A 21,324-nucleotide genomic window follows, 5' to 3' on the forward strand; every position below is an offset into this window, starting at 1 on the left:
TCGCTCCGCTCGTTGCGCTCGCTCATGCCCTCCAGCATGCCCGACGAACTGGGACAGGAGCTGACCTACATGGCCCGTAGCGTTCCGGACGTGCAGCAGCAGACGAGCGAGGAGAACGGAATGACCACGGCGGGAGCCGACCGGCGGAGGTGGATCGCGCTGGCGATCGTGATGGTCGCCTCCTTCATGGACCTGGTGGACGTCACCATCGTCAACATCGCCATCCCGAGCATCCAGCAGGACACCGGCGCCTCCTTCAGCGCCATCCAGTGGGTCACCGGCGGCTACGCGCTGGCCTTCGCGATCGGGCTGATCACCGGCGGGCGGCTCGGCGACATCCACGGCCGCAAGCGGCTGTTCCTGATCGGCATCGGCGGCTTCACGCTGGCCTCGGCGCTGTGCGGGCTGGCCTCCGGCCCGGAGATGCTGGTCGCGATGCGGATCCTGCAGGGCGGGACGGCGGCCCTGATGGTGCCGCAGGTGCTGTCGATCATCCACGCGACCTTCCCGGCGGAGGAGCGCGGCAAGGTGTTCGGCATGTTCGGCGCGGTGGTCGGGCTGGGCGCGGTGTCCGGCCCGATGATCGGCGCGCTGCTCACCGAGTGGGACCTGCTGGGCCTCGAATGGCGGCCGATCTTCCTGATCAACCTGCCCGTCGGCATCGCCGGGCTGCTGCTCGGGCGCCGCTTCATCGACGAGTCCAAGGCCGAGCACGCGCTCAAGCTGGACCTGGTCGGCGTGGCACTGGCCAGCCTCGGCCTGCTGATGTTGATCTACCCGCTGACCCACGGCCGGGACACCGGCTGGCCGCTCTGGGGATATCTGTCGATGGCCGGCAGCCTGCCGGTGTTCGTGCTCTTCGTGGTGTACGAGAAGGCCAAGGCACGGCGGGACGGCTCGCCGCTGGTCGAACTGTCGCTGTTCCGGGTGAAGAGCTTCGCGGCCGGGATCTGCGTCCAGCTGGCCTTCGGCGTCGCGCTCGGCATCTTCTTCCTGGTCTGGACGCTCTACATGCAGGTCGGGCTCGGCTGGAGCCCGCTCAAGGCGGGCGCCACCGGCATCCCGTTCTCGCTCGCGGTCTCCACGGCGGCCGGGCTGTCGGTGCAGAAGCTGGTGCCGCGGTTCGGGCGCAAGGTGCTCCAGGCGGGCGCGCTGATCATGGCGGTGGGCGTGCTCACCTACATCGGGGAGGCGCACCGGTACGGGACGGGCATCACGCCCTGGCAGATGGCGCTGCCGCTGGTGGTGATGGGCCTCGGGATGGGGCTGATCGTCGCGCCGATCACCGACGCGATCCTCTCCGAGGTGCCGCGTCGGCACGCCGGGTCGGCCTCGGGGCTGATCAACACCGTGCAGCAGGTCGGCAACGCGCTCGGGCTCGGGCTGGTGTCGGTGGCCTTCTTCGGGGCGATGGACGACGTGGTCGCGCCGGACGCGCTGGGGACGGCCTTCGGCGGGGCGTTCGTGCACGCGATGTGGTGGGTCACGGGGGTGCTGCTGGCGGTGTTCCTGCTGATGTTCGCGCTGCCGCGGAAGCGGGGGGTGGCGGTCGAGGCTTCGGAGACCGCCGGCTCGGAGGGGCGCGAGTCCGTCCTGGTGTGACGGTTCCGGTCTCCGGTCTCCGGGTTCCGGGTCTCCGGTTTCCGGTTCGGGTGAGGGCCTCGGTCGCATGCGCGGCCGGGGCCCTCACCGCACCCGGGAGGGGCGCCGTCAGCCGCTGCTGTCCCCGCCGGGGTTCTCGGGTTCTTCGCGGGTTCCCGCTGGGATCAACGGGCGCCGGAGGCGGCGGCGGTGGCGGTCCGGGTGGTGGTGCGGGGCTTGGCGGCGGCCTTGGCCTCCTTTGCCGCGCGCTTCATCTCCTGCTTGAACTCCCGTACCAGGGTGAGGGATTCGGGGCCGGTGATGTCGGCGACCGAGCGGTGTGCGCCCTCCTCCCCGTACACGCCGGCCGCCTCGCGCCAGCCCTCGGGCCGCACCCCGTACTGCTTGCCGAGCAGGGCCAGGAAGATCTGCGACTTCTGCTTGCCGAAGCCGGGAAGGGCGTTGAGGCGGCTGAGCAGCTCCTTGCCGGTGCGGGCGTCCTTCCACAGCGCGGCGGCCTCGCCGTCGTACTGCGCGACGAGGAACTGGCACAGTTGCTGCACCCGTTTCGCCATCGCGGCCGGGTAGCGGTGGACGGCCGGCTTCGCGGAGAGCAGGGCGACGAACTCCTCCGGGTTGTAGGTGGCGATCTCGTGGGCGTCGAGGTCGTCCCGGCCGAGGCGTTGCGCGATGGTCAGCGGGCCGGTGAACGCCCATTCCATCGGTACCTGCTGGTCCAGCAGCATGCCGACGAGCGCGGCGAGCGCGCTCCGTCCGAGCAGTTCGTCGGCCTCGGGCTGCTGGGCGAGCCGGACGGTGACGTTCATGAGGTTTGGCCTCCTCGGAGTTGACGTCGGTCGGCGCCCAGTCTGGATGACGGGCGTGGGCGGACGCGGTCAACACGCCCGTATCTGGGGAAGTCTTGGTGTTTCCAGCCCTTGTCAGACTTGCTTTGTTCGTTGGCGGAGCGGTTGTTGGCGTTTTTTCGGAGGCGGCGCGGAAACATTTTTGTCCGCGGCTGTCACATCCGCCGGGTGCTCCGGGTCAGTGCTGTGTCCGACCGGATCCGACCGACTCGGATCGACCAGCCATCGAACGGGGAGCACTCCAATGTCCGTCGCCCACATCGTCGTCACCGTCCTCGGCGCCCTCATGGTCGGCTTCTCGGCGTACTCCGTCTTCGCCAAGGCCGAGTACGTCGTGGGGCCGCTCGCCGAGTACGGCGTCCCGCGCGCCTGGTGGACCTGGCTCGGCGTCGCCAAGGCCGCCGGCGCCCTCGGCCTGCTGGTCGGCCTCGCCGTCCCGGCCATCGGCTACGCGGCCGCCGTCGGCGTCGTCCTCTACTTCCTCGGCGCCGTGATCACCGTCGCCCGCGCCCGCGCCTACGCCCACATCCCCTTCCCCCTGATCTACATGGCCCCGGTCGCCGCCTCCCTCGCCCTGGGCCTCGCGGCCTGACCGACCCCCCCACCGCAGGGGCGGCCCACCGACCGGTGGCCCGCCCCGTCGGTGTCGACTGGGTCATTTCATATGACTGTTGCTGTTGTGGCGGTGCGCCAAGGTGACGGGGGGTCATCCTTGGTCCAATCGACGCGTCCAGAAAGGCTCGCCCGCCGTGACCCAGCCGTTCGAACTGCCGTCCTTCTACGTGCCGCACCCGGCGCGCCTCAATCCCCATCTGGATGAGGCGCGGGCCCACTCCTCGGAATGGGCCCGGGAGATGGGGATGCTGGAGGGGTCCGGGATCTGGGAACAGGCCGACCTGGACGCCCACGACTACGGACTGCTCTGCGCCTACACCCACCCCGACGCCTCCGCCGAGGCGCTGTCGCTGGTCACCGACTGGTACGTCTGGGTCTTCTTCTTCGACGACCACTTCCTCGACATGTACAAGCGCACCAACGACCGCCGGGCGGGCAAGGCGCACCTCGACCGGTTGCCGCTGTTCATGCCGGCCGACCCGACGACCCCGATGCCCGAGCCGGAGAACCCGGTCGAGGCGGGCCTGGCCGACCTGTGGCGGCGCACCGTGCCGGTGATGGGGGAGGACTGGCGGATCCGGTTCGCCGAGAGCACCCGCAACCTGCTCGACGAGTCGCTGTGGGAGCTCGCCAACATCGACGCCGGCCGGATCGCCAACCCGGTCGAGTACATCGAGATGCGCCGCAAGGTCGGCGGCGCGCCGTGGTCCGCGCAGCTGGTCGAGTACGCCGCCGGGGCCGAGGTGCCGAAGGAGGTCTCCGGTTCGCGTGCGCTGCGGGTGCTGATGGACGCCTTCTCCGACGGCGTGCACCTGCGCAACGACATCTTCTCGTACCAGCGCGAGGTCGAGGACGAGGGCGAACTGAGCAACGGCATCCTGGTGTTGGAGCGGTTCCTGGAGTGCTCCACCCAGGAGGCCGCCGAGGCGGTCAACGACCTGCTCACCTCGCGGCTGCAGCAGTTCGAGAACACCGTGTTCACCGAACTGCCGGTGCTGTTCGCGGAGACCGGGCTCGACCCGGCGGGCCGCGCCCGGGTGATGGCGTACGTCAAGGGGCTGCAGGACTGGCAGTCCGGCGGGCACGAGTGGCACATGCGGTCCAGTCGCTACATGAACGGCGGTGGGGCGGCGGCGGGTTCGGCCGGTGAGGTGGCGCCGGGCTCGGGCGGGGAGCTCCCGGGGATGCCGGGGGCCGGCAACTGGTGGGACCAGTACGCGATCGGCGGGATCGGGACCTCGGCCCTGGACATCCTGCGCAAGGGGGCCGGGACCGCCGAGGCTCCGGCAGCACCGGCCGTACGGCGGGCGCGGTCGCACGGGCACGTGCCGTTCCGGGCCGTCGGGCCGTCCCGACTGCCGGAGTTCAAGCTGCCGTTCGCGCTGTCGCTGAGCCCCCACCTGGACGGCGCGCGGGAGCGGGTGATCGAGTGGGCCGAGCGGGTGGGCCTGCTGGCCGAGCACCCCGGAGTCCCCGGATCGGGCATCTGGGACGCCGAGTCGATGCGCGACTACGACCTGCCGCTCTGCGCGGCCGGCATCCACCCCGACGCCACCGCCGACCAACTCGACATCGCCTCGGCCTGGTTGGCCTGGGGCACCTGGGCCGACGACTACTACCCGAGGGCCTTCGGCAGCACCCGCGACCTGGCCGGCGCCAAGGCCGCCAACGCACGGCTGCCGCTGTTCATGCCGCTGGACGGCGAGCCCGTGCCGGAGCCGGTCAACGCGCTGGAACGGTCCCTCGCCGACATCTGGGAGCGGACCACCGGCCCGATGACCGTCGAGGCCCGGGGCGCACTGCGCGAGTCGATCGAGGTGATGACGGCGAGCTGGATCTGGGAGCTGAGCAACCAGATCCAGAACCGCGTCCCGGACCCGGTCGACTACCTGGAGATGCGCCGCTCCACCTTCGGCTCCGAACTCACCACGCTGCTCGCCCGCCTCGGCCACGGCAAGACCGTCCCGGCGGAGGTGTACCGGCACGGCTCGATGCGCGCGCTGGAGAACTCCGCGATGGACTACGCGTGCATGATGAACGACGTCTTCTCGTACCAGAAGGAGGTCGAGTACGAGGGCGAGCTGCACAACGCCGTGCTGGTGGTGCAGAACTTCTTCGACTGCGACTACCCGTCGGCGCTGCGGATCGTCGACGACCTGATGCACTCGCGGCTGGACCAGTTCCGACACGTCGCGCAGAAGGAACTCCCGGTGATGTACGAGGACTTCGAGCTCGGCACGGAGGCCCGGGAGATGCTCGGCGGGTACGTGAAGGAGCTGGAGAACTGGCTCGCGGGCATCCTGAACTGGCACGAGGGCTGCCGCCGGTACCGCACCGAGGACCTGGAGCGGCACTTCGGCGCCGAGCGGGACCTCGCGGGCGCGGTCCGGGCCCGGGCAGCCGTCGCGGCCGCGGCCGCCGCCGAGCCGGGCACCGGCGCGGTGTCGCTCGGCCCGACCGGCCTGGGCACCGCCTCGCTGCGCGCGCCGTTGAACGGGGCCGTCCCGGCGAACTGAGGCGGGCAGCGCGCCGGAGGGGCGTCCTCGCGCGGGCCATCCCGCGCGGGGGCGTCGCGGCGTGGCTAGGCTGGCGAGTCGGGGGCCGTGCGCGCCTTCCGGCGCGCGTCCGCACCGTCATGGACAAGGGCTGAGAGATGGCTGCGCTACCTGAGGGCACACCCTGTTGGGCCGACGCGATGTTCACCGACCTGGAGGGCGCCAAGGCCTTCTACGGCGACGTCCTGGGCTGGACCTTCGGCGAGAGTTCGTCGGAGTACGGCAACTACACCCAGGCGTACTCGGACGGCAAGGCGGTCGCCGCGATCGTGCCGCCGATGCCGGGGAGCCAGGCGCAGTCCGCCTGGTGCCTCTACCTGGCCTCGCCGGACGCCGCCGCCACCGCCGAGCGGATCCGGACCAACGGCGGCGAGGTGGTGATGGGGCCGATGCGGGTCGGAGACTTCGGCACGATGGTGATCGCCAGGGACCCGGGCGGGGTGGTGTTCGGCGTCTGGCAGGCCGGGGTCCACGAGGGCTTCGAGAAGCAGGGCGAGCCCGGCGCGTACAGCTGGGCCGAGATCGTCACCCGCGAACCCGGGAGGGCCGACTCCTTCTTCCCGGCGGTCTTCCCGTACAGCACGCGGAAGATGGACTCCGAGCAGATCGACTACCGGATATTCCTGGTCGGCGGTCGGCCGGTGCTCGGCCGGATGGGCGCGGAGGGCGACTTCCTGCCGCCCGAGGCGCCCTCGTACGTGAGCGTCTACTTCGCCGTGGACGACACCGACGCCGCGATCGAGCGGCTGAAGAAGCACGGCGGCAAGGTGTACTTCGGGCCCATGGACAGCCCGTTCGGGCGGTTCGCGGCGGTCGGCGACCAGCAGGGCGCGGCCTTCGGACTGATCGACCTCGGCCGGACGGTGGGCGACCAGCCGCCGACCGCGGACGTCTGATGGGGGAGCGCGAGGAACTCGTCGAGACCCTCGACAAGCACCGCGGCCTGCTGCGCCGCACCCTCCGGGACCTCACCGACGAGCAGGCGGCCCGGCGCACCACGGCCAGCGAGCTGTGCCTGGGTGGTCTGATCAAGCACGTGGCCGCGGTCGAGGCGCGCTGGACGCGGTTCATCACCGGCGGGGCGGAGGCGATGCGCAGTGGCGACGGCGACGGGGACTGGGCGGAGCAGTTCCGGATGGCGGAGGGCGAGACGCTGGCCGGGCTGCTCGCCGGGTACGAGGCGGTGGCGCGCGGCACGGACGAGCTGGTGCGGAGCCTGCCCGACCTCGACGCCGCCCACCCGCTGCCGCCGGCGCCCTGGTTCGAGCCGGGGACGAGCTGGTCGGCCCGGCGGGTGGTGCTGCACCTGATCGCGGAGACCGCGCAGCACGCCGGGCACGCGGACATCATCCGGGAGTCGCTGGACGGGGCGAAGTCGATGGGGTGAGCGGCCGGTGTCGCGGGTGCGCTCAGGACATCTGGACTGGTGTCCCGGGTGCGCTCAGGACATTTGGACCGGTGCCCCGGGTGCGCTCAGGACACCTCGACGCCGAGCAGCTCGCGCAGCGCCCGGCAGCCGTCCGGGGTGACCCGCAGGGCCCGGCCGGAGCCGATCCGCTCGACCCAGGCGCGGTCCAGCGCGGTGCGGCACAGGGCCGCGCCCAGCGCGCCGCCGAGGTGGCTGCGGCGTTCCGTCCAGTCCAGGCAGCTGCGCACCACCGGGCGCCCGCCCGGGCGGCCGGCGTGCGGCGGCAGTTCGATCGACTGCGCGGCCAGCCAGCTGTGGCCGCGCTCGGTGACGGCGAGCCCGGCGCGGTCGGCGACCAGGCCGCGGTCGAGCAGGGCGTCGGCGACGGCCACGCCGAGGCGGCCGGCCAGGTGGTCGTAGCAGGTGCGGGCGCGGGCCTCGGCGCTCTGCCGGGTGGCCTCGCGGAGGTTGCGGGGTTCCGACCGGCCGGCGCGGGCGGCGGCGCCGGTGGGAGCGGCGCCGGTGAGCGTGGTGCCGGTGGGAGCGGCGTCGGTGCGCGCGGCGGCCTCGGCCGTGGCCTGGGCGAAGACGGCGAGGTCCTCGATCACGGTCGCGACCCCGGGGGAGGCCAGCCGGACGTACCGGTGCCGCCCCTGCCGCTCCTCGGCCAGCAGCCCGCCCGCGATCAGCCGGGACAGGTGCTCGCTGGCCGTGGACGGTGCGACGCCCGCCGACCGGGCGAGCTCGCCCGCCGTCCAGGCACGGCCGTCCAGCAACGCACAGCAGAAGGCGGCGCGGGTGGGGTCGGCGAGCAGCGCGGCGAAGGCGGTGAGCGCCGAGCCGCGGGGGTCCACTGGCATGCGTCCATGATCGGCCATGCCTCCATGGTCGCCCCGGCATTGTTCGGCCGGGACCGAAACGACCCGGGGCCACGATGGCGGCATGAGCGATCCGACGTCCCATGAACTGACCTTCTCCCGCTACGAGGACGTGACCGCGGCCCTGGCCGATCCGGCACTGGTCCCGCCGCCCGCGACGCCCGGGCCGTACGGCACGGTGGCCTGGCTGCGGGCCACCGTCGCCCGGTTCAGCGCGGGCGAGCCGCACGCCCGGCGCCGGGCGCTGGTGCTGGCCGACCTGGAACGGCTGGACCCGGGCGAGCTGCGGGTCCTGGCCGCGGGCGGCTTCGACCCGGACGTCCGGCTGCGGGTGGTGCGGACGCTCGCGAGGGCGCTCGGTCTGGCGGATCCGGAGGCCGTCGCCAGGGACGTGAAGGCGGTGGCCCGGGCGTACTTCGAGCCGGCGCCGGACGATCCGACGGCGGACACGGCGGTGGCCCGGCTGCTGCCCGCGATGGGCGAGGACGACCCGGAGGCGGCGGCGAACCGGATCGGCCTGCTCGTCCAGGCCTGCGAGGCCACCGCCACCCTGGTCGAGCACGCCCGGCGCAGCGGCGGCGGGCCGGCCGCCGCCCTGCGGGACGATCCGCCGGTCCGGGCGATGCGCCGCTTCGCCGCCCGGGCGACCGAGGTCGGCGGGGTCGCGGTCCCCGCCGGGGCGCACGTGCTGCTCGACCTCGACGCCGCCCGGGAGCCGGGCCGTGAGCCGCTGGCCTTCGGCGCCCCGCCCCGGCTCTGCCCGGGCCGCTCGCACGCGCTGGTGATCGCCGAGGGCATCCTGTACGGGTCCTCCGACCCGGCGGACACCTCCCAGCCGCCGGCCGAGGAACCCCTCACGCAGGCCGAACTCGCCGCCCTGATCCCGGAGATGATCGACCACGTGCTCGCCCTGGCGGACACCTGGACGGCCTGGGGCGGCCGCCCGTCCGTCAACGCCGACGGCCGAACCTACACCCCGCACAAGGCGATTCGCCGGGTCACCGACCATCTCCTCGACCACTGGGCCGAGTTGGAGGCCAGGCTGGCCGGCGAGCCGGCCGCCGCCGACCACTGGCACGCCTCCAACGTCACCACCCCGGCCGACCTGGTGCCGTTCACCGCCGCCGACCTGGACGAGGCCCGCAGCCGCCTCACCCGGCTCGGCCGGATCTGGGCCCAGCGGATCGCCGCGCTGCCGGAACGGCAGTTGGACGACTCGCCGGGGACGGGCTGGAGCTTCCGGCACATCGTCTGCCACCTCGCCAGGACCGGCGTCTACTACGTGGACTCGGTGGGCCCGATCGAGCGGCAGGAGCCGACGCGATGATCCCGCCTGCACCGATGACCCCGCCCGCACCGACGACCCGGCCCGCGCCGATGACCCCGTTCGCCGCCCTGCACCACCGCCCCGGCCGCCCGCTGCTGCTCCCGAACGCCTGGGACCACGCCTCGGCCGCCGCCCTCGCCGCGGCCGGCCACCCCGCGATCGGCACCACCAGCCTGGGCGTGGCGGCCGCCGCCGGACTGCCCGACGGCGCCGCCGCCACCCGCGCGGAGACCGTACGGCTGGCCCGCCGGCTGGGCCGTGACGGCTTCCTGCTGAGCGTCGACGCGGAGTCCGGATTCAGCGACGACCCGGCCGAAGTGGCCGAGCTGGCCGTGGAGTTGGCGAAGGCTGGCGCGGCCGGCATCAATCTGGAGGACGGCCGGCCGGACGGCACGCTGGCGCCGTCCGCCGTCCACGCGGCGAAGGTCGCGGCGGTGAAGGCCGCCGTGCCGGAACTGTTCGTGAACGCCCGCACCGACGCCTACTGGTGCGGCAGCGAGGACGCCGAGCCGGAGACCGTACGGCGGTTGGACGCCTACCAACGGGCGGGCGCGGACGGCGTGTTCGTGCCCGGACTGGGTGATCCGGCAGTGATCGCCCGGCTGGTCGGCCGGCTGTCCGTCCCGCTCAACATCCTCTGGACGCCGACCGGTCCGGGCCTCGCCGAGCTGGCCGGGCTCGGGGTGGCCCGGGTCAGCCTGGGCTCGCTGCTGTACCGCTCGGCGCTGGCGGCGGCGGTGGCGACGGCCGCCGCCGTGGCCTCGGGCGGGCCGGTCGGTCCGGTGCCGGGCTATGCCGAGGTCCAGGCGCTGAGCGGGAGTTGAGGGCCGCAAGCCGTTGAGGGGCGGTCCGGGCTCAGTGCTTGGACCGCCTCGCCTCGATTCCGTCCAGGATCACGTTGAGGCCGCGGAGGAAGCTGCTGTCCCGGCCGGCCTCGATCTCCTCCGGCACCTGGGTGGTGTACAGGCGGTTCAGTCGCGGATGCGCCTTGGTGGCCTCGATGACGACGGGCAGCAGCTGGTCCATGAACTCCTGTTCGCCCTGGCCGCTCCTGGTCAGCGCGCTCAGCCAGGCGGCCTCCACGCTGGCGGTGCCGATGGTGTAGCCCATGACGACGCCCATCACGTCGTTGGCCTCGCCGAGTTCGAAGCCGGCCGCCTCCATCAGCGCCAGCAGGGCTTCGGAGAGCCGCATCCAGTTGGGGCCGAGGTAGACCATCCCGACGTCGCCCATCACGGCGACCATCCAGGGGTGGCGCACGACGGCCGCGCGCATGCCCTCGGTGCACTCGATGATGGCCGCGCGCCAGACCTGCGGGTCCTCGGCGCCCTCGGCCCGGGCCAGCGGGAGTTCGCCGAAGACGTGATCGACGACCAGGGCGAGCAGCTCGTCCTTGTTGGCGACGTGGGTGTAGAGCGAGGTCGCGCCGGCGTTGAGGCGGGCGCCCAGCTTGCGCATGCTCAGCGCGTCGATGCCCTCGGCGTCCAGCAGCGCGAAGGCCTCGGCGACGATCTGCTCGCGGCTGAGGGCGGGCTGGGTCCGCCGTTTCTGCGGACGGTTCCACGGCGACGGGATGCCCGGCTGTGCGCCGGTCCGGTGCTCCGGCGGGGTGTCGTCCGACTTGGCCGTCATCAGGCTCTCCATTCCACGTGCCTCCTGGGCGGGTGCGGTCCGTCCAGCATAGGCCCCGGCTCCGCACACCGTACGGCCTCGCGAACACCGTACGGTCTTGCGAACACTGTTCGGTCTCCGTACAGTGTTCGGCGTAGCGCACACCGTTCGGTCGGGGACGGGCGAACGGTGTGCGCCGCGAGGACTTCCGCGCGGCTGTCGCCGACGCGAGGACGTGCGCGGGGCTGCGGCCGACGCGCTGAACCGAAGGGGGATCGCGGTGGACCGTCACCCGCGTCGCTGGCTCATCCTGGTCGTGCTCTGCCTCAGCAGCCTGGTGCTGGTGATCGACAACATGGTGCTCACGGTGTCCATCCCGCCGATCGCGGAGGACCTCAAGGCCGGGGCGCAGGACATCCAGTGGATCATCGACTCGTACATCCTGGTCTTCGCCGGCCTGCTGCTGACCTCGGGAAGCCTGTCCGACCGGTTCGGACGACGAAAAGTGATGATCATCGGGCTGGCGCTGTTCGGCGCCGCCTCACTGGTCGCGGCGGTCGCCGCCAGCCCCGGTGAGCTGATCGCCGGCCGGGTGCTGATGGGCGTCGGCGGCGCTCTGGTCATGCCGAGCACGCTCTCCATCCTGATCACCGTCTTCGACGACGAGGAGCGGCCCAAGGCGATCGCCGCCTGGAGCGCGGTGGCCATGGTCGGCCTGGTCGGCGGCCCGGTGCTGGGCGGCGCGCTGATCGCCCACTTCTGGTGGGGCGCGGTGTTCCTGCTCAACGTGCCGGTCGCGGCGGTGGCCATCGTCGCGGCGGTCGTGCTGATGCCCGAGTCCAAGGGCCCGTGGCGCAAGCCCGACCTGCCCGGCATGCTGCTCTCGATGGTCGGCATGACGGCCCTGGTCTGGTCGATCATCGTCCTCCCGCGGGACGGCTTCGCCCACGTCAGCACCCTGGGCTCGATGGCCGTCGCGGTCGCCGCGCTCACCGGCTTCGGCATCCGCCAGGTCCGCACCGACTCGCCGATGGTCCCGCTCAAGCTGTTCCGCAACCGGGTCTTCACCGGCGCGAGCTTCTCCCTCGTCCTGCTCACCTTCGCCACCGGCGGCCTGATGCTGGTGCTCACCCAGTACCTGCAGTTCGTCCTGGAGTTCACGCCCACCGACACCGGCCTGGCCTTCATCCCGCTGGCCATCGCCTCGCTCGCCTTCAACGTGATCGGCGCCGCGCTCGGCAAGAAGCTCCCGGCCCGGGTGCTGACCGCCATCGGCATGGTGATCATCGCGGGCGGCTTCGGCCTGCTGGCCACCCTCTCGGTCGGCGACGGTTTCACCAAGGTCGCCCTGGCCATGCTGGTGCTCGGCATCGGCTCCGGCCTCGGCATGCCGGCCGCCGCCAACGCCCTGATGGGCGCGATCCCCGGTGAGCACGCCGGCGTCGGCTCCGCGCTCAACGACACCATCCAGCAGTCCGGCGCCGCGCTCGGCGTGGCCATCCTCGGCACCGTGCTCTCCAGCACCTACACCGGCTCGATGCCCACCGACGCCCCCGCCCCCGCCCGGCACGCCATCACCGACGCCCTCGCCCTCTCCGCCGGCAGCGGCGACACCACCCTGGCCCGGGCCGCCCGGGAGGCCTTCAACACCGCCACCTCCACCACCTTCACGGTCGGCGGGATCGCCGTCCTGGTGGCGGCGGCGCTCACCCTGGTGCTGATGCGGGGCAAGGCGGCGGCGGAGGCCCCGGCCGAGCCCGCCGAAGCCGCCGAGCCCGCCGTCGAGGCGGTGGCCTGAGCCCCCTCCGAAGCGGTCGGCGCCCCGCCGGCCGCACCCCCCACCGGCCCCGGCTGCCCCGCGCAGCCGGGGCCGCGGGCGTTCTCGGCCCCTGGCGGCGCCGACCTCCCGGGACGCATCGCCCGCCCGGCGCGCGTAGCCTTCGAAGCATGTCCACCCACTACGCGGAGCGCCCGTCCCGGCTGTCCGAGGCGGTGGTGTGGACGAAGGGGGCGGGGGCCGACGGCGGTGCGGGCGGGCTGGTGCTGCCGGACGGGTGCATGGATCTGCTGTGGACGGAGGGCCGGCTGCTGGTCGCCGGGCCGGACACCCGGGCGTTCCGGCCCGGGCCGGGGCTGCGCGGGCCGTGGGCGGGCGTCCGCTTCCGGCCCGGGGCCGGGCCGGTGCTGCTCGGCGTGCCGGCGCACGAACTGCGCGACCGCCGGGTCGAGTTGGCGGACCTGTGGCCCGACGGCGAGGTGCGGCGGCTGACCGAGCGGGTCGACGCGGCACCCGACCCGGCCGCCGCGCTGGAGGAGCTGGCGCTGCGCCTGGCGGCCGCGGCGCAGCCCGAGGACCCGCTGGTACGGGCGGTGGCCGCCGCGCTCGCGGCCGGGCGCGGCGTCGCGGCGACGGCCGAGGCGGTCGGGCTCGGCGCCCGGCAGCTGCACCGCCGCTCGCTGGCCGCCTTCGGCTACGGTCCCAAGACCCTCGCCCGGATCCTGCGGCTGCAGCGCGCCCTCGGGCTGGCCCGCTCCGGCGTCCCGCTCGCCGAGACGGCGGCCCGGACGGGCTACGCGGACCAGGCGCATCTGGCGCGTGACGTACGGGAGTTGGCGGGAACGCGGGTGACGGCGCTGCTGTGAGGCCGGGCTGCGGCGAGGTGGACTGCGGTAGGCCGGGCTGCGGCGAGGTCGGGCTACAGCGGCGCGAGCAGGTCGACCCCGTTGCCGTCCGGGTCGCGCAACGAGGCGTACCGCTGACCCCAGAAGGCGTCCCAGGGCTTCAGCTCCCCGTGGTACCCGGCGTCGGTCAGCTCCCGGTACACCGCGTCCACGTGCGCCGGGCTCTGGCAGCGGAAGGCCAGCGCCGCCCGGGCGCCACCGGTCGGCGGCTGCCAGTCGGGGTGGAAGGAGCGGATGGTCGACTCGGCGTCGAGGACCAGGAGCAGGCCGCCGGGCAGCTCGGCCTCGACGTGCGGCTCCTGCTCGGAGCCCTCGGGGAAGACGAGCCCCAGCCGCCGGTAGAAGGCGACCGAGGCGGCCATGTCGGCGACGGCGAGGCCGATGAAGGCGAACTGCGGTGCGGGTGTGCTGTCCATGCCCGCCACGGTAGGCGGGATGCGGGCCGGGGGTCTTGAACGAATCGGACGTCCGCGGCCTCGGCTTCGAGGGCCTGGGCGAGGCGGGCGTGCCCGGGCGGCGCTACCTGCGGCGGCGCTACCTGCGGCGGCGCTCCTAGCCGCCGGCCAACGTCCACGTGGTGGAGCTGGACGGTCCGTTGTCAGTCGCTCCTTGTACCGTCGATCACGGCAGCAGTGTTCTTCGCACGGGGGTGTGACGCATGTTCAGGACCGATCCGGAGACGCCCGACGTCTTCCTCACGCCGGTCGATGAGGTCTTCATCCGCAACCACCTCGGCCGGCACCCGCAGCTTGACTCCGCCGACTGGACGCTCACCGTCGAGGGCCTGGTGGAGCGGCCGCTGCGGCTGGGCTTCCGGGATCTCCAAGGCCTGCCGCAGACCGGGTTCACCGCCGTCCACGAGTGCTTCGGCAATCCGCTGCGCCCCACCGAGCCGACCCGCGCCGTCACCAACCTGGAGTGGGCCGGCGTCCCGCTCGCCGAGGTGCTGGCGCTGGCCGGCCCGCGTCCGGAGGCCCGGCACGTCTGGCTGGAGGGCGCCGACCGCGGCGACTTCGCGGGGGAGAGCGACGTGAGCTACCTCAAGGACCTGCCCCTGGAGGAGGCGCGCGCCGAGGTCGTCCTCGCGCACACCATGAACGGCGAACCGCTGCGCCCCGACCACGGCCATCCGGTGCGGGCGGTGGCGCCGCGGATGTTCAGCACCAACTCGGTCAAGTGGCTGACCCGGATCGTGCTGGCCGCCGAGCGCCCCGAGCACCTCTTCACCACCCGGCTGTACACCCGCGTCCTGCCGGGGGAGAGCGAGTCGCGGCCGGTCCGCGAGAAGGACGTCAGCAGCAAGCTGCTCACCCCGCGGGACGAGCGGTCCGTCCCGGCCGGGGCCTGCGAACTGGCGGGCTACGCCTGGAGTTCCACCGAGGTGACGGCCGTCGAGATCGCCGTGGACGACGCCGACTGGCTGCCCGCCGAGCTGGACCGGCGCGGCCCGGGCCTCGGCTGGCAGCGGTTCCGGCTCCGGCACGACCTCGCCCCCGGCCCGCACCGCATCCGCTGCCGGGCCACCGACTCCGCCGGGCGGGTCCAGCCGCTCACCGGGGACCGCAACGCCGTCCACGAGATACGGGTGACCGCGGAGGTCAGCGGGCGACCGACTGGGCGGTGATCGCCGGGCCGGCCTTGGTGAGCATCAGGTCGAGGAACTGGTCGGGGCGGCGGAAGCTCGCGAAGTGGCCGGCGTTCCGGATCCGGTGCCGGTCAGAAGATGCCGAGGTCGGCGATGCCCGGGCGGTCGGTGGTCCAGAGGTGGGCGTGGCGGGCCAGTTCGACGCGGGAGCTGAGGCCGACCTTTCGGAAGATGTTGCGCAGGTGGTAGTTGACGGTGTGGGGGGAGCGGTGGATGCGGGAGGCGACCTGCTGGTTGGTGAGGCCCTGGCTGACCAGGTGGGCGACGGTGCGTTCGACGTCGCTCAGGGCGTCGGCGTTCTCCTCGGCCGTGCGTGCCGCGCGGGCCGCGCGGGCCGCCGGGTCGGGGGCGGCCGGTGGGGCGGACAGCCGGGGCCGGGGCGGGGCCTCGGCGACGGCCTCGGCGGTGCGCCGGCGGGAGCGGGTGTCGAGCAGGGCCGCCAGGTCCTCGGCCGCGGTGGTCCGGGCCCAGTGGTGGCCGTGTTCGGTGGCCGCGCGGACCAGGCCGTCCGGGTCGCCGTGCAGCAGACCGGCGGCGTGGACGGCGGAGGCGGCGAGGGTGGGGATGCCGGGGTTGTCCTCGGCGAGCCGCTCGGCCTCGCGGGCGGCGATCGCGGCCCAGTGCGGGTCCCCGGCTTCCAGGGCGGTGCGGACGAACCAGGCGGCGGCGCCCGGTTGGCGGGTGAAGAGCGCGGCCCGCTGGGCCGGGGAGGGGTACTGCAGGTCCATCTGCGTCAGCGCGGCATGCGCTCCGTGCCGGGCCGCGGTGACCTGCAGCTCGACCCAGTCGTAGACGGGCGAGGGCATGCAGCCGGCGCCGTCGGCGAGGGTCTGGCGGTAGCGGCGGACGAAGGCCTCGGCGCCGTCGCGGTCGCCGAACCGCAGGGCGAGTTGGCCGAGCGTGGCCAGCACCGGCGGCACGTACAGCAGGGTGCCCCGGCACATCGCGGTGGCCAGCGCCTGCTGGGCCTCGTCGCGGGCTTCGGCGAGCTGGCCCCGGTGGCTGAGCAGCCGGGCCCGGTGGAGGGCGACGATCGAGTCCATCCCGCCGCCGCCCAGGCCGATCAGGTCGGCGACGGCGGCCCGGACGGTGGACTCGGCTTCGCCGTACGCGCCGACGTCGAGGAGCCGTCGGCCAGCACCAGGTGCAGGTAGGCGCGCCAGACCGGTGACGGCATGGCCTGGGCGCCGTGCAGCCGTGCGCCGAGCAGCGGCGCGCCGACGACCTCGCCGACCACGTACGCCCCGCCGAGCACGGCGCCCAGGGTGTACCCGCCGGAGGTCTCGCGCACCAGGAACACCAGGGCGAGCGGCGCCATGGCGACCGGCAGCTTCGCCGCCAGGGTGACCAGCAGCCAGGGGCGGATGCCGGGGCGGCCCAGCAGCTCCCGGTACCCCATGGCCGGGGGCTCGCCCCGGTCCTCCTGCTTCAGGACCGCTCAACGGCGGCCCGGGCCTTCGGCCGGTCCCAGTGCGGACGCTGCGGGGACGGGCTACGCGACGGTCTCCCAGGCGAACCCGTCCGGGTCGGTGAAGGACCCGGACGTACCGCCGAGGACGACGCGGTGCGAGCCCGTGCCCTCGGCGGCGACGCCGAGGTCCTTGGCCAGACCGCGGCGCTTGTAGAGCGCCAGCTTGACGGGGCTGGACCCGCCCGGGGCGAACTCGGCGTACTTGCCGCCGAAGCTCTTCGCCACGGTCAGACCCCGGTCGACGTAGAACCGCTTGCTGACCTTGACGTCCTCGACGCCCAGCAGCAGGACGATCTCGTCGATCTCGCGGGTGGCCGGGCCGCTGTCCTTCTTCGCCGAGGTCGCCACCTTCCAGACCGTCCCGTCCGGCGCCTGGACGACACCGCCGTACCCCCACAGCGACTTCGCGGCGGGCTTCAGCACCACGGCGCCGGCGTCCACGGCGGCGCCGAGGAAACCGTCGACGGTGGCCGGCCCGGCCACCGTGAGCGCCAGGGTGAAGCCGCGGAACCCGGCGGACCGTGCCTCGGAGGCCCGCAGGTTGACGTACTCGTCCACCCCGAACGCGGTGTGGAAGCGCTGGGCGGCCGCGGGGTCGGCCACCTCAAGGGTGACGGACGCGAGGGAGACGGCGGATGCGGTGGTGGTTGCCATGGCCACCACGCTAGGGGCCGCCCCCGGACCGGGGCTTCTCGAATCCTGACCGGTCTCCGAGCGGAGTCCGAAGGGATCACCGGCCGGCGGGGCGGGATCGGCTAGGACAGTGCCGCGAACCCGGTGCAGAGCAGGCGGATGCTTCGCTCGAACTTCTCGTCCTGGCTGATGCGGGGGATCAAGTCGCCCATGACCAGCGGGAACTGCTCGCACAGCTCGGCGTAGAGCTCGGCGGTGACGGTCGGCGGGGCGGTCGGCTGGTTCTGCTCCTGGAGGACGAAGCCGGTGATGTGGCTGAGCAGGGCGTCGGCGGCGATGCCGCAGTGCCGGGCGGGCAGGCCGGCGTCGAGGAGGGTGCGCAGCAGGCGTTCCATCAGGGAGAGGCTGCCGGTGCTCAGCATGCCGGGGCTCTCGGCGAGGAGTTGGGCGCCGCCGGGGTGCTGCTTGATCTCCTGGCGCAGGGTGGTGGCCTGGGTGAGGAGGCGGTCCTGCCAGTCGGCGGTGGGAGGGAGGGCGGCGAGGGCTTCGGTGCCCGCGTCGTACGCGCGGCGGCTGATCCGGTCGGCCATCAGGGCGAGCAGCTCGTCCTTGCCGCGTACGTGGTAGTAGAGGCTGCCGGCGTGGGCGTCGAGGCGGTCGGCGACCTGGCGCATGGACAGGTTCTGGTAGCCGACCTCGGCGAAGACGGCCATGCCCGCGTCGACGATGCGGTCCTTGGTGAGCTTCATGCGGCAACCGTACAACGTCTTTCAAACACCGTTCGAAAACTGTGCTAGCTTTTCCCCATCAGGTTTTCGAACGGCGTTGGAAAGCGTCGAAACCGGGGGAGGGGCGGGCAAATGGGGGCAATCGTCTTCAACGTGACCACGGCCGCGCTGATGGTCATGATGGTCAACTGCGGGCTCGGCGTGGTCGGCCGCGACACCCTGCGCGGGCGGCCGCTCCCGTGGGCGGCGATCGCCCTGACCGCGCTCGCCGTCGGCGGCGTGCTGCTCCAGTTGGTGTGGTCCGGCGCCATGGACGCGCTGGACGCGGACCCGGCCAAGTCCGGCTGGTGGCGCGAGTTCACTTCGGTGTTCATGCAGAACGGCGGCCTCTTCGGCGGCTTGTGGAACCTCGTCACCCTCGCCGCCGTCGCCGCGCTCGCCCAGTGGTACTGGGGTGGCACGCTGACCCTCGCCTTCTTCCTCGCCGGCATCGTGCTGCCCGGCCGGATCGACACCCTGCTCGGCCTCGGCGACGGCCCCAGCACCGACCCGCGCAACTTCGCCGGCAGCTCCGGCGCCACCTACTTCCTCGGCGCCACCCTCGCCCTCGCCTTCCTCGCCCGCACCCGCCTCCCCAAGGAGATCGCCCTGGCGGCCGGCGTTCCGGTGGTCGGCCTGGCGATGTGGCTCGCCCAGGACAATGGCCACGGACTGGTCTCCGTCTACGGTTTCGCCCTCGCGGCGGCGGTGTGGGCAGTGCGCCGCCGACTGGTCCGCCCTGCGGTCGGGCAAGCCGCCTGACCCCGGCCCCGCCGGGGAACACGGCCGTGATGGCCGCGAACACAGGGCCGGCCGTTCGCTTCAGTCAGCGCAGGGTGAGGACCTGGCCGGGCAGGATCAGGTCCGGGTCGTCGCCGATGGTGTGGCGGTTGAGTGCGTAGAGGGTCGCCCAGCCATCGGGGGAGCCGACTTCCTGGGCGATGTCCCCGAGAGTGTCGCCGGGGCGTACGGTCCAGCTGTCCACGCCGGCGCCGTCCGCGTTCGCGCCCCCGTCGGTGGCTGCGGGTGTGTCCGCCGGGACGGTGCGCTCGGTACGCGGGGTGGGCGGGGCGGGAGCGTGCGGCCGCGGTTGCGCGGGGCGGTGATCACGAGCGTGGGCGCCGGTGTAGCTGTTCGAGCGGTCGCCGCTGTGGCCGGCACGGGCTCCGCAGGCCGGCCACGGAGCGAGGCCGCGGCTCGCGGCGAGGTGCTCGGCCACGGCGATCTGCTGTTCGCGGGTCGCCGCGTCCGGGCGGGGAGCGTAGGCGAGGCCGCCGTTGGCACGCCAGGTCGCGGCGTCGAACTGCAATCCGCCGTAGTAGCCGTTCCCGGTGTCGGCGTGCCAGCGCCCTCCGCTCTCGCAGCGGGCCAGGAAATCCCAGTCCGCTCCCTCGGCGAGGACCCCTGCGGGCGGCGCGACGGCGGACGACTCCTTGGCACCGCCGAGAACGGTGGCGAGAGAGAGCAGGGGAAGCAGCAGAACGACGAGCAGGCGACGGACCACGGACAGCGGCGACATGAACACTCCGCACCTCGGAGACAAGGGACCAGGCGTTGAAACGCCTTCTCCACTCATGCGTCACGCGAGCACGGACGGTGACCAGCGACACCGCAAGCTCGTTCCGTCGGCGGTCTGACACCACTCGAACGCTCTGGACGCCGCCATCCTTCAGGCGATTGCCGCCGGGGAGCCGCGGAGCTGTCGAATCGGCGGCCACGGAACGACGAAGGCCCCGACCGGCGAACCGGTCGGGGCCTTCGTGAAGGCGGAGGATGCGAGATTCAAAGTCGTGAGGGGTTGCCCCCAACACGCTTGAGAACCTCGGACGGGTGGTCCGGCACGCGGCGGTGCCGGACCGCTCAGCCGAGCAGGAGTTCCGCTGCCGGGGTGTGGTTTCCGGTCGCCGAGGCGCCGGCCATCGCCGAGGCGGCCGTCGCCGACTTGGTGCCGGGCGGTACCACCAGCAGCAGGAAGTGGTCCTGGAAGCCCCGGGTGACGCTGATCGTCGCGTCGCTGCCGGTGAACCAGTTGATCCTGACCGTCAGGCCGTTCGCCGCGACGGACCGGGGCACACCGTCCCAGGCCGAAGTGTCGAGGCCGACCCGGACGATGCGCCCGAAGTGGGCGCCGAGCGCGGTGATCAGGTCCGGAAGTTCGGCGAGGACGCGGTTCGAGCGGGGCCACCAGGCCCCGTCGAAGACTCCCTCCCGCGACATGGTCGGCTCCAGCACCAGGCGAGGCAGCAGCGGGGTGCTGGGCACCGACCACGGCCCAGGAGAGGAAGAGGTGGGGAAAGGAATCGGCATCATGCGAAGCCGCCCGTCCGGTCCACGAGGGACCAATCATGACCCAGGGCGACGCCGACGCTGATGCCGGTGTGCGGAATGTCCTCGGTTGTCTGCCTCCCACGCTACTCCGCCGCGGTCTCCGCCGGGCGGCCCGACATGTCCGGACCTTCGGCCCGGCTCAGCGCCTTCGCCGCCGCGACACCCGGTGGTCGGTGTGCCGTGGCGATGGCCGGCTGGGACGAGAGGCCGCTGCGAGCTGACGCACCAGCTGGTGCAGGCAAACGGCCGAGGTGATCGGCGGCAGGCCCGCGACGATGATGTCGAGCGGATCGAGAGACGTCCGGTACACCTCGAAGGAACACAGCCCCGTGGCGATGCCGGAGAACACGACCACCACGACCCAGGCGTGCACCAGCCTGCGTGATTCCAGCGTGCTGCGCAGCGTCGAGAGGCTGCCCACCAGCCACGGGCCGTAGATGATCACCGGCCACAGGTGGTTCATTCCATGGGGCACCCGGGACCCGGCGAGGTCGCACAGCGGGCTGTAGCAGAGCAGCCAGTCCAGCACGCAGACGGCGGTTACCGTCACGGCCGTCAGTACCCCGAACAGCTTGCGGAAGACTGACGGCCAGGATGTCACCGGGTGTTCGCGGCGGTGCCGGATGGCACGCTCGGGCTCCCTCGTCGCCTGGTGCGGCACGGTGTCGAGCAGGTTGAGGTCGAGCAGGTTGAGGTCGTCCAGCGACCCCCAGGCGTGGATCGGCCCGGACTGCCCGTCGTCCCAGCTTCCCTCGGCGGTCGGGATGCCGAGGAAGCCGGCCCCGGCTCCGCGCCAGAGGGAGGTCTCGTCCATCGGGTCGTACATTGCCAACTCCCAACTCCGTGCCATCCGCCGCCCTGCACACCTGTCGCCGAGTGCGGGTCAGCATTCGGTCGAGGCCAGGGAACCGGCGCGCTGGGCGTGGCTCTCCTGGAGGTGGCGGATCGTACGCAGGA

22 protein-coding genes are annotated in these 21,324 nt (G+C 73.1%); 11 read left to right on the forward strand and 11 right to left on the reverse strand.

Going from position 1 to position 21,324, the window contains the following annotated elements; genetic code table 11:
- The first annotated feature begins 120 nt into the window (after positions 1 to 120).
- Positions 121 to 1,602, forward strand: coding sequence for an MFS transporter (locus tag ACIG5E_RS04485; protein WP_396531458.1), 1,482 nt, complete (start codon positions 121 to 123; stop codon positions 1,600 to 1,602).
- 164 nt (positions 1,603 to 1,766) lie between these two features.
- Here ACIG5E_RS04485 and ACIG5E_RS04490 read toward each other — a convergent pair whose 3' ends face one another.
- Complete coding sequence (locus ACIG5E_RS04490; protein ID WP_396531395.1) at positions 1,767 to 2,408, reverse strand: HhH-GPD-type base excision DNA repair protein; 642 nt, start codon at positions 2,406 to 2,408, stop codon at positions 1,767 to 1,769.
- A 283-nt stretch (positions 2,409 to 2,691) separates the two neighbouring features.
- Here ACIG5E_RS04490 and ACIG5E_RS04495 point away from each other — a divergent pair, with 283 nt between their 5' ends.
- The 4 genes from ACIG5E_RS04495 to ACIG5E_RS04510 all read left to right on the forward strand — a co-directional run bounded on the left by ACIG5E_RS04495 (position 2,692) and on the right by ACIG5E_RS04510 (position 7,004).
- Positions 2,692 to 3,039 carry a DoxX family protein gene (locus tag ACIG5E_RS04495; RefSeq protein ID WP_396531397.1) on the forward strand — a complete coding sequence of 116 codons (348 nt, stop codon included), beginning with the start codon at positions 2,692 to 2,694 and terminating at the stop codon, positions 3,037 to 3,039.
- Between the two features lie 157 nt (positions 3,040 to 3,196).
- Entirely contained in the window at positions 3,197 to 5,578 is a 2,382-nt protein-coding gene (locus ACIG5E_RS04500) for a germacradienol/geosmin synthase (protein WP_396531398.1), read from the forward strand.
- A 137-nt stretch (positions 5,579 to 5,715) separates the two neighbouring features.
- Positions 5,716 to 6,513, forward strand: coding sequence for a VOC family protein (locus ACIG5E_RS04505; RefSeq protein ID WP_396531400.1), 798 nt, complete (start codon positions 5,716 to 5,718; stop codon positions 6,511 to 6,513).
- Entirely contained in the window at positions 6,513 to 7,004 is a 492-nt protein-coding gene (locus ACIG5E_RS04510) for a DinB family protein (protein WP_396531401.1), read from the forward strand. Before ACIG5E_RS04505 ends, ACIG5E_RS04510 begins: the two co-directional genes overlap by 1 nt.
- Before the next feature lie 86 nt (positions 7,005 to 7,090).
- Here ACIG5E_RS04510 and ACIG5E_RS04515 read toward each other — a convergent pair whose 3' ends face one another.
- The gene (locus ACIG5E_RS04515; RefSeq protein WP_396531402.1) at positions 7,091 to 7,885 is read right to left on the reverse strand and encodes an ArsR/SmtB family transcription factor; all 795 of its coding nucleotides are present in this window, start codon (positions 7,883 to 7,885) and stop codon (positions 7,091 to 7,093) included.
- Positions 7,886 to 7,967: 82 nt separating this feature from the next.
- Between ACIG5E_RS04515 and ACIG5E_RS04520 the strand changes: the two genes are divergently transcribed.
- Both ACIG5E_RS04520 and ACIG5E_RS04525 read left to right on the forward strand, forming a co-directional pair.
- Positions 7,968 to 9,230 carry a hypothetical protein gene (locus ACIG5E_RS04520; protein ID WP_396531403.1) on the forward strand — a complete coding sequence of 421 codons (1,263 nt, stop codon included), beginning with the start codon at positions 7,968 to 7,970 and terminating at the stop codon, positions 9,228 to 9,230.
- On the forward strand, positions 9,227 to 10,054 hold the full coding sequence (locus ACIG5E_RS04525; protein ID WP_396531404.1) for an isocitrate lyase/phosphoenolpyruvate mutase family protein: 828 nt from the start codon (positions 9,227 to 9,229) through the stop codon (positions 10,052 to 10,054). The genes ACIG5E_RS04520 and ACIG5E_RS04525 overlap by 4 nt, the downstream gene beginning before the upstream one ends.
- A 31-nt stretch (positions 10,055 to 10,085) precedes the next feature.
- Here the strand turns inward: ACIG5E_RS04525 and ACIG5E_RS04530 are convergent, their stop codons facing one another.
- Positions 10,086 to 10,874: a TetR/AcrR family transcriptional regulator gene (locus ACIG5E_RS04530; protein WP_396531406.1), complete on the reverse strand. Its 789-nt coding sequence runs from the start codon at positions 10,872 to 10,874 to the stop codon at positions 10,086 to 10,088.
- 247 nt (positions 10,875 to 11,121) lie between these two features.
- Between ACIG5E_RS04530 and ACIG5E_RS04535 the strand changes: the two genes are divergently transcribed.
- A complete protein-coding gene (locus tag ACIG5E_RS04535) occupies positions 11,122 to 12,639 on the forward strand; it encodes an MFS transporter (RefSeq protein WP_396531407.1) in 1,518 nt (505 codons plus the stop codon).
- Positions 12,640 to 12,788: 149 nt separating this feature from the next.
- Positions 12,789 to 13,484, forward strand: coding sequence for a helix-turn-helix domain-containing protein (locus ACIG5E_RS04540; protein ID WP_396531408.1), 696 nt, complete (start codon positions 12,789 to 12,791; stop codon positions 13,482 to 13,484).
- A gap of 53 nt (positions 13,485 to 13,537) precedes the next feature.
- On the opposite strand, the gene ACIG5E_RS04545 is transcribed toward ACIG5E_RS04540, so the two are convergent.
- A complete protein-coding gene (locus tag ACIG5E_RS04545; protein ID WP_396531409.1) occupies positions 13,538 to 13,939 on the reverse strand; it encodes a VOC family protein in 402 nt (133 codons plus the stop codon).
- A gap of 242 nt (positions 13,940 to 14,181) precedes the next feature.
- On the opposite strand from ACIG5E_RS04545, the gene ACIG5E_RS04550 reads away from it, so the two are divergent.
- Positions 14,182 to 15,147: a molybdopterin-dependent oxidoreductase gene (locus ACIG5E_RS04550; RefSeq protein ID WP_396531410.1), complete on the forward strand. Its 966-nt coding sequence runs from the start codon at positions 14,182 to 14,184 to the stop codon at positions 15,145 to 15,147.
- 92 nt (positions 15,148 to 15,239) lie between these two features.
- Here ACIG5E_RS04550 and ACIG5E_RS04555 read toward each other — a convergent pair whose 3' ends face one another.
- The 4 genes from ACIG5E_RS04555 to ACIG5E_RS04570 form a co-directional block, all read right to left on the reverse strand.
- Positions 15,240 to 16,211 carry a LuxR C-terminal-related transcriptional regulator gene (locus ACIG5E_RS04555; RefSeq protein ID WP_396531412.1) on the reverse strand — a complete coding sequence of 324 codons (972 nt, stop codon included), beginning with the start codon at positions 16,209 to 16,211 and terminating at the stop codon, positions 15,240 to 15,242.
- Between the two features lie 20 nt (positions 16,212 to 16,231).
- A complete protein-coding gene (locus ACIG5E_RS04560; RefSeq protein WP_396531413.1) occupies positions 16,232 to 16,567 on the reverse strand; it encodes a hypothetical protein in 336 nt (111 codons plus the stop codon).
- Between the two features lie 93 nt (positions 16,568 to 16,660).
- Positions 16,661 to 17,293 (reverse strand): glyoxalase, encoded by a 633-nt coding sequence (locus tag ACIG5E_RS04565; protein WP_396531414.1) that lies wholly within the window; start codon positions 17,291 to 17,293, stop codon positions 16,661 to 16,663.
- 101 nt (positions 17,294 to 17,394) lie between these two features.
- Positions 17,395 to 18,021: a TetR/AcrR family transcriptional regulator gene (locus tag ACIG5E_RS04570; RefSeq protein ID WP_396531415.1), complete on the reverse strand. Its 627-nt coding sequence runs from the start codon at positions 18,019 to 18,021 to the stop codon at positions 17,395 to 17,397.
- A 111-nt stretch (positions 18,022 to 18,132) separates the two neighbouring features.
- Here ACIG5E_RS04570 and ACIG5E_RS04575 point away from each other — a divergent pair, with 111 nt between their 5' ends.
- The gene (locus ACIG5E_RS04575) at positions 18,133 to 18,801 is read left to right on the forward strand and encodes a hypothetical protein (RefSeq protein ID WP_396531416.1); all 669 of its coding nucleotides are present in this window, start codon (positions 18,133 to 18,135) and stop codon (positions 18,799 to 18,801) included.
- Between the two features lie 64 nt (positions 18,802 to 18,865).
- On the opposite strand, the gene ACIG5E_RS04580 is transcribed toward ACIG5E_RS04575, so the two are convergent.
- The 3 genes from ACIG5E_RS04580 to ACIG5E_RS04590 all read right to left on the reverse strand — a co-directional run bounded on the left by ACIG5E_RS04580 (position 18,866) and on the right by ACIG5E_RS04590 (position 21,193).
- Positions 18,866 to 19,558, reverse strand: coding sequence for a transglycosylase family protein (locus tag ACIG5E_RS04580; RefSeq protein ID WP_396531417.1), 693 nt, complete (start codon positions 19,556 to 19,558; stop codon positions 18,866 to 18,868).
- Positions 19,559 to 19,899: 341 nt separating this feature from the next.
- Positions 19,900 to 20,301, reverse strand: a complete 402-nt coding sequence (locus ACIG5E_RS04585; RefSeq protein ID WP_396531418.1) for a DUF5994 family protein — start codon at positions 20,299 to 20,301, stop codon at positions 19,900 to 19,902.
- Positions 20,302 to 20,506: 205 nt separating this feature from the next.
- Positions 20,507 to 21,193, reverse strand: a complete 687-nt coding sequence (locus ACIG5E_RS04590; RefSeq protein WP_396531419.1) for a hypothetical protein — start codon at positions 21,191 to 21,193, stop codon at positions 20,507 to 20,509.
- Positions 21,194 to 21,324: the final 131 nt, after the last annotated feature.

The sequence above is a fragment of the Kitasatospora sp. NPDC053057 genome, assembly GCF_044546945.1.
Taxonomy (GTDB): domain Bacteria; phylum Actinomycetota; class Actinomycetes; order Streptomycetales; family Streptomycetaceae; genus Kitasatospora.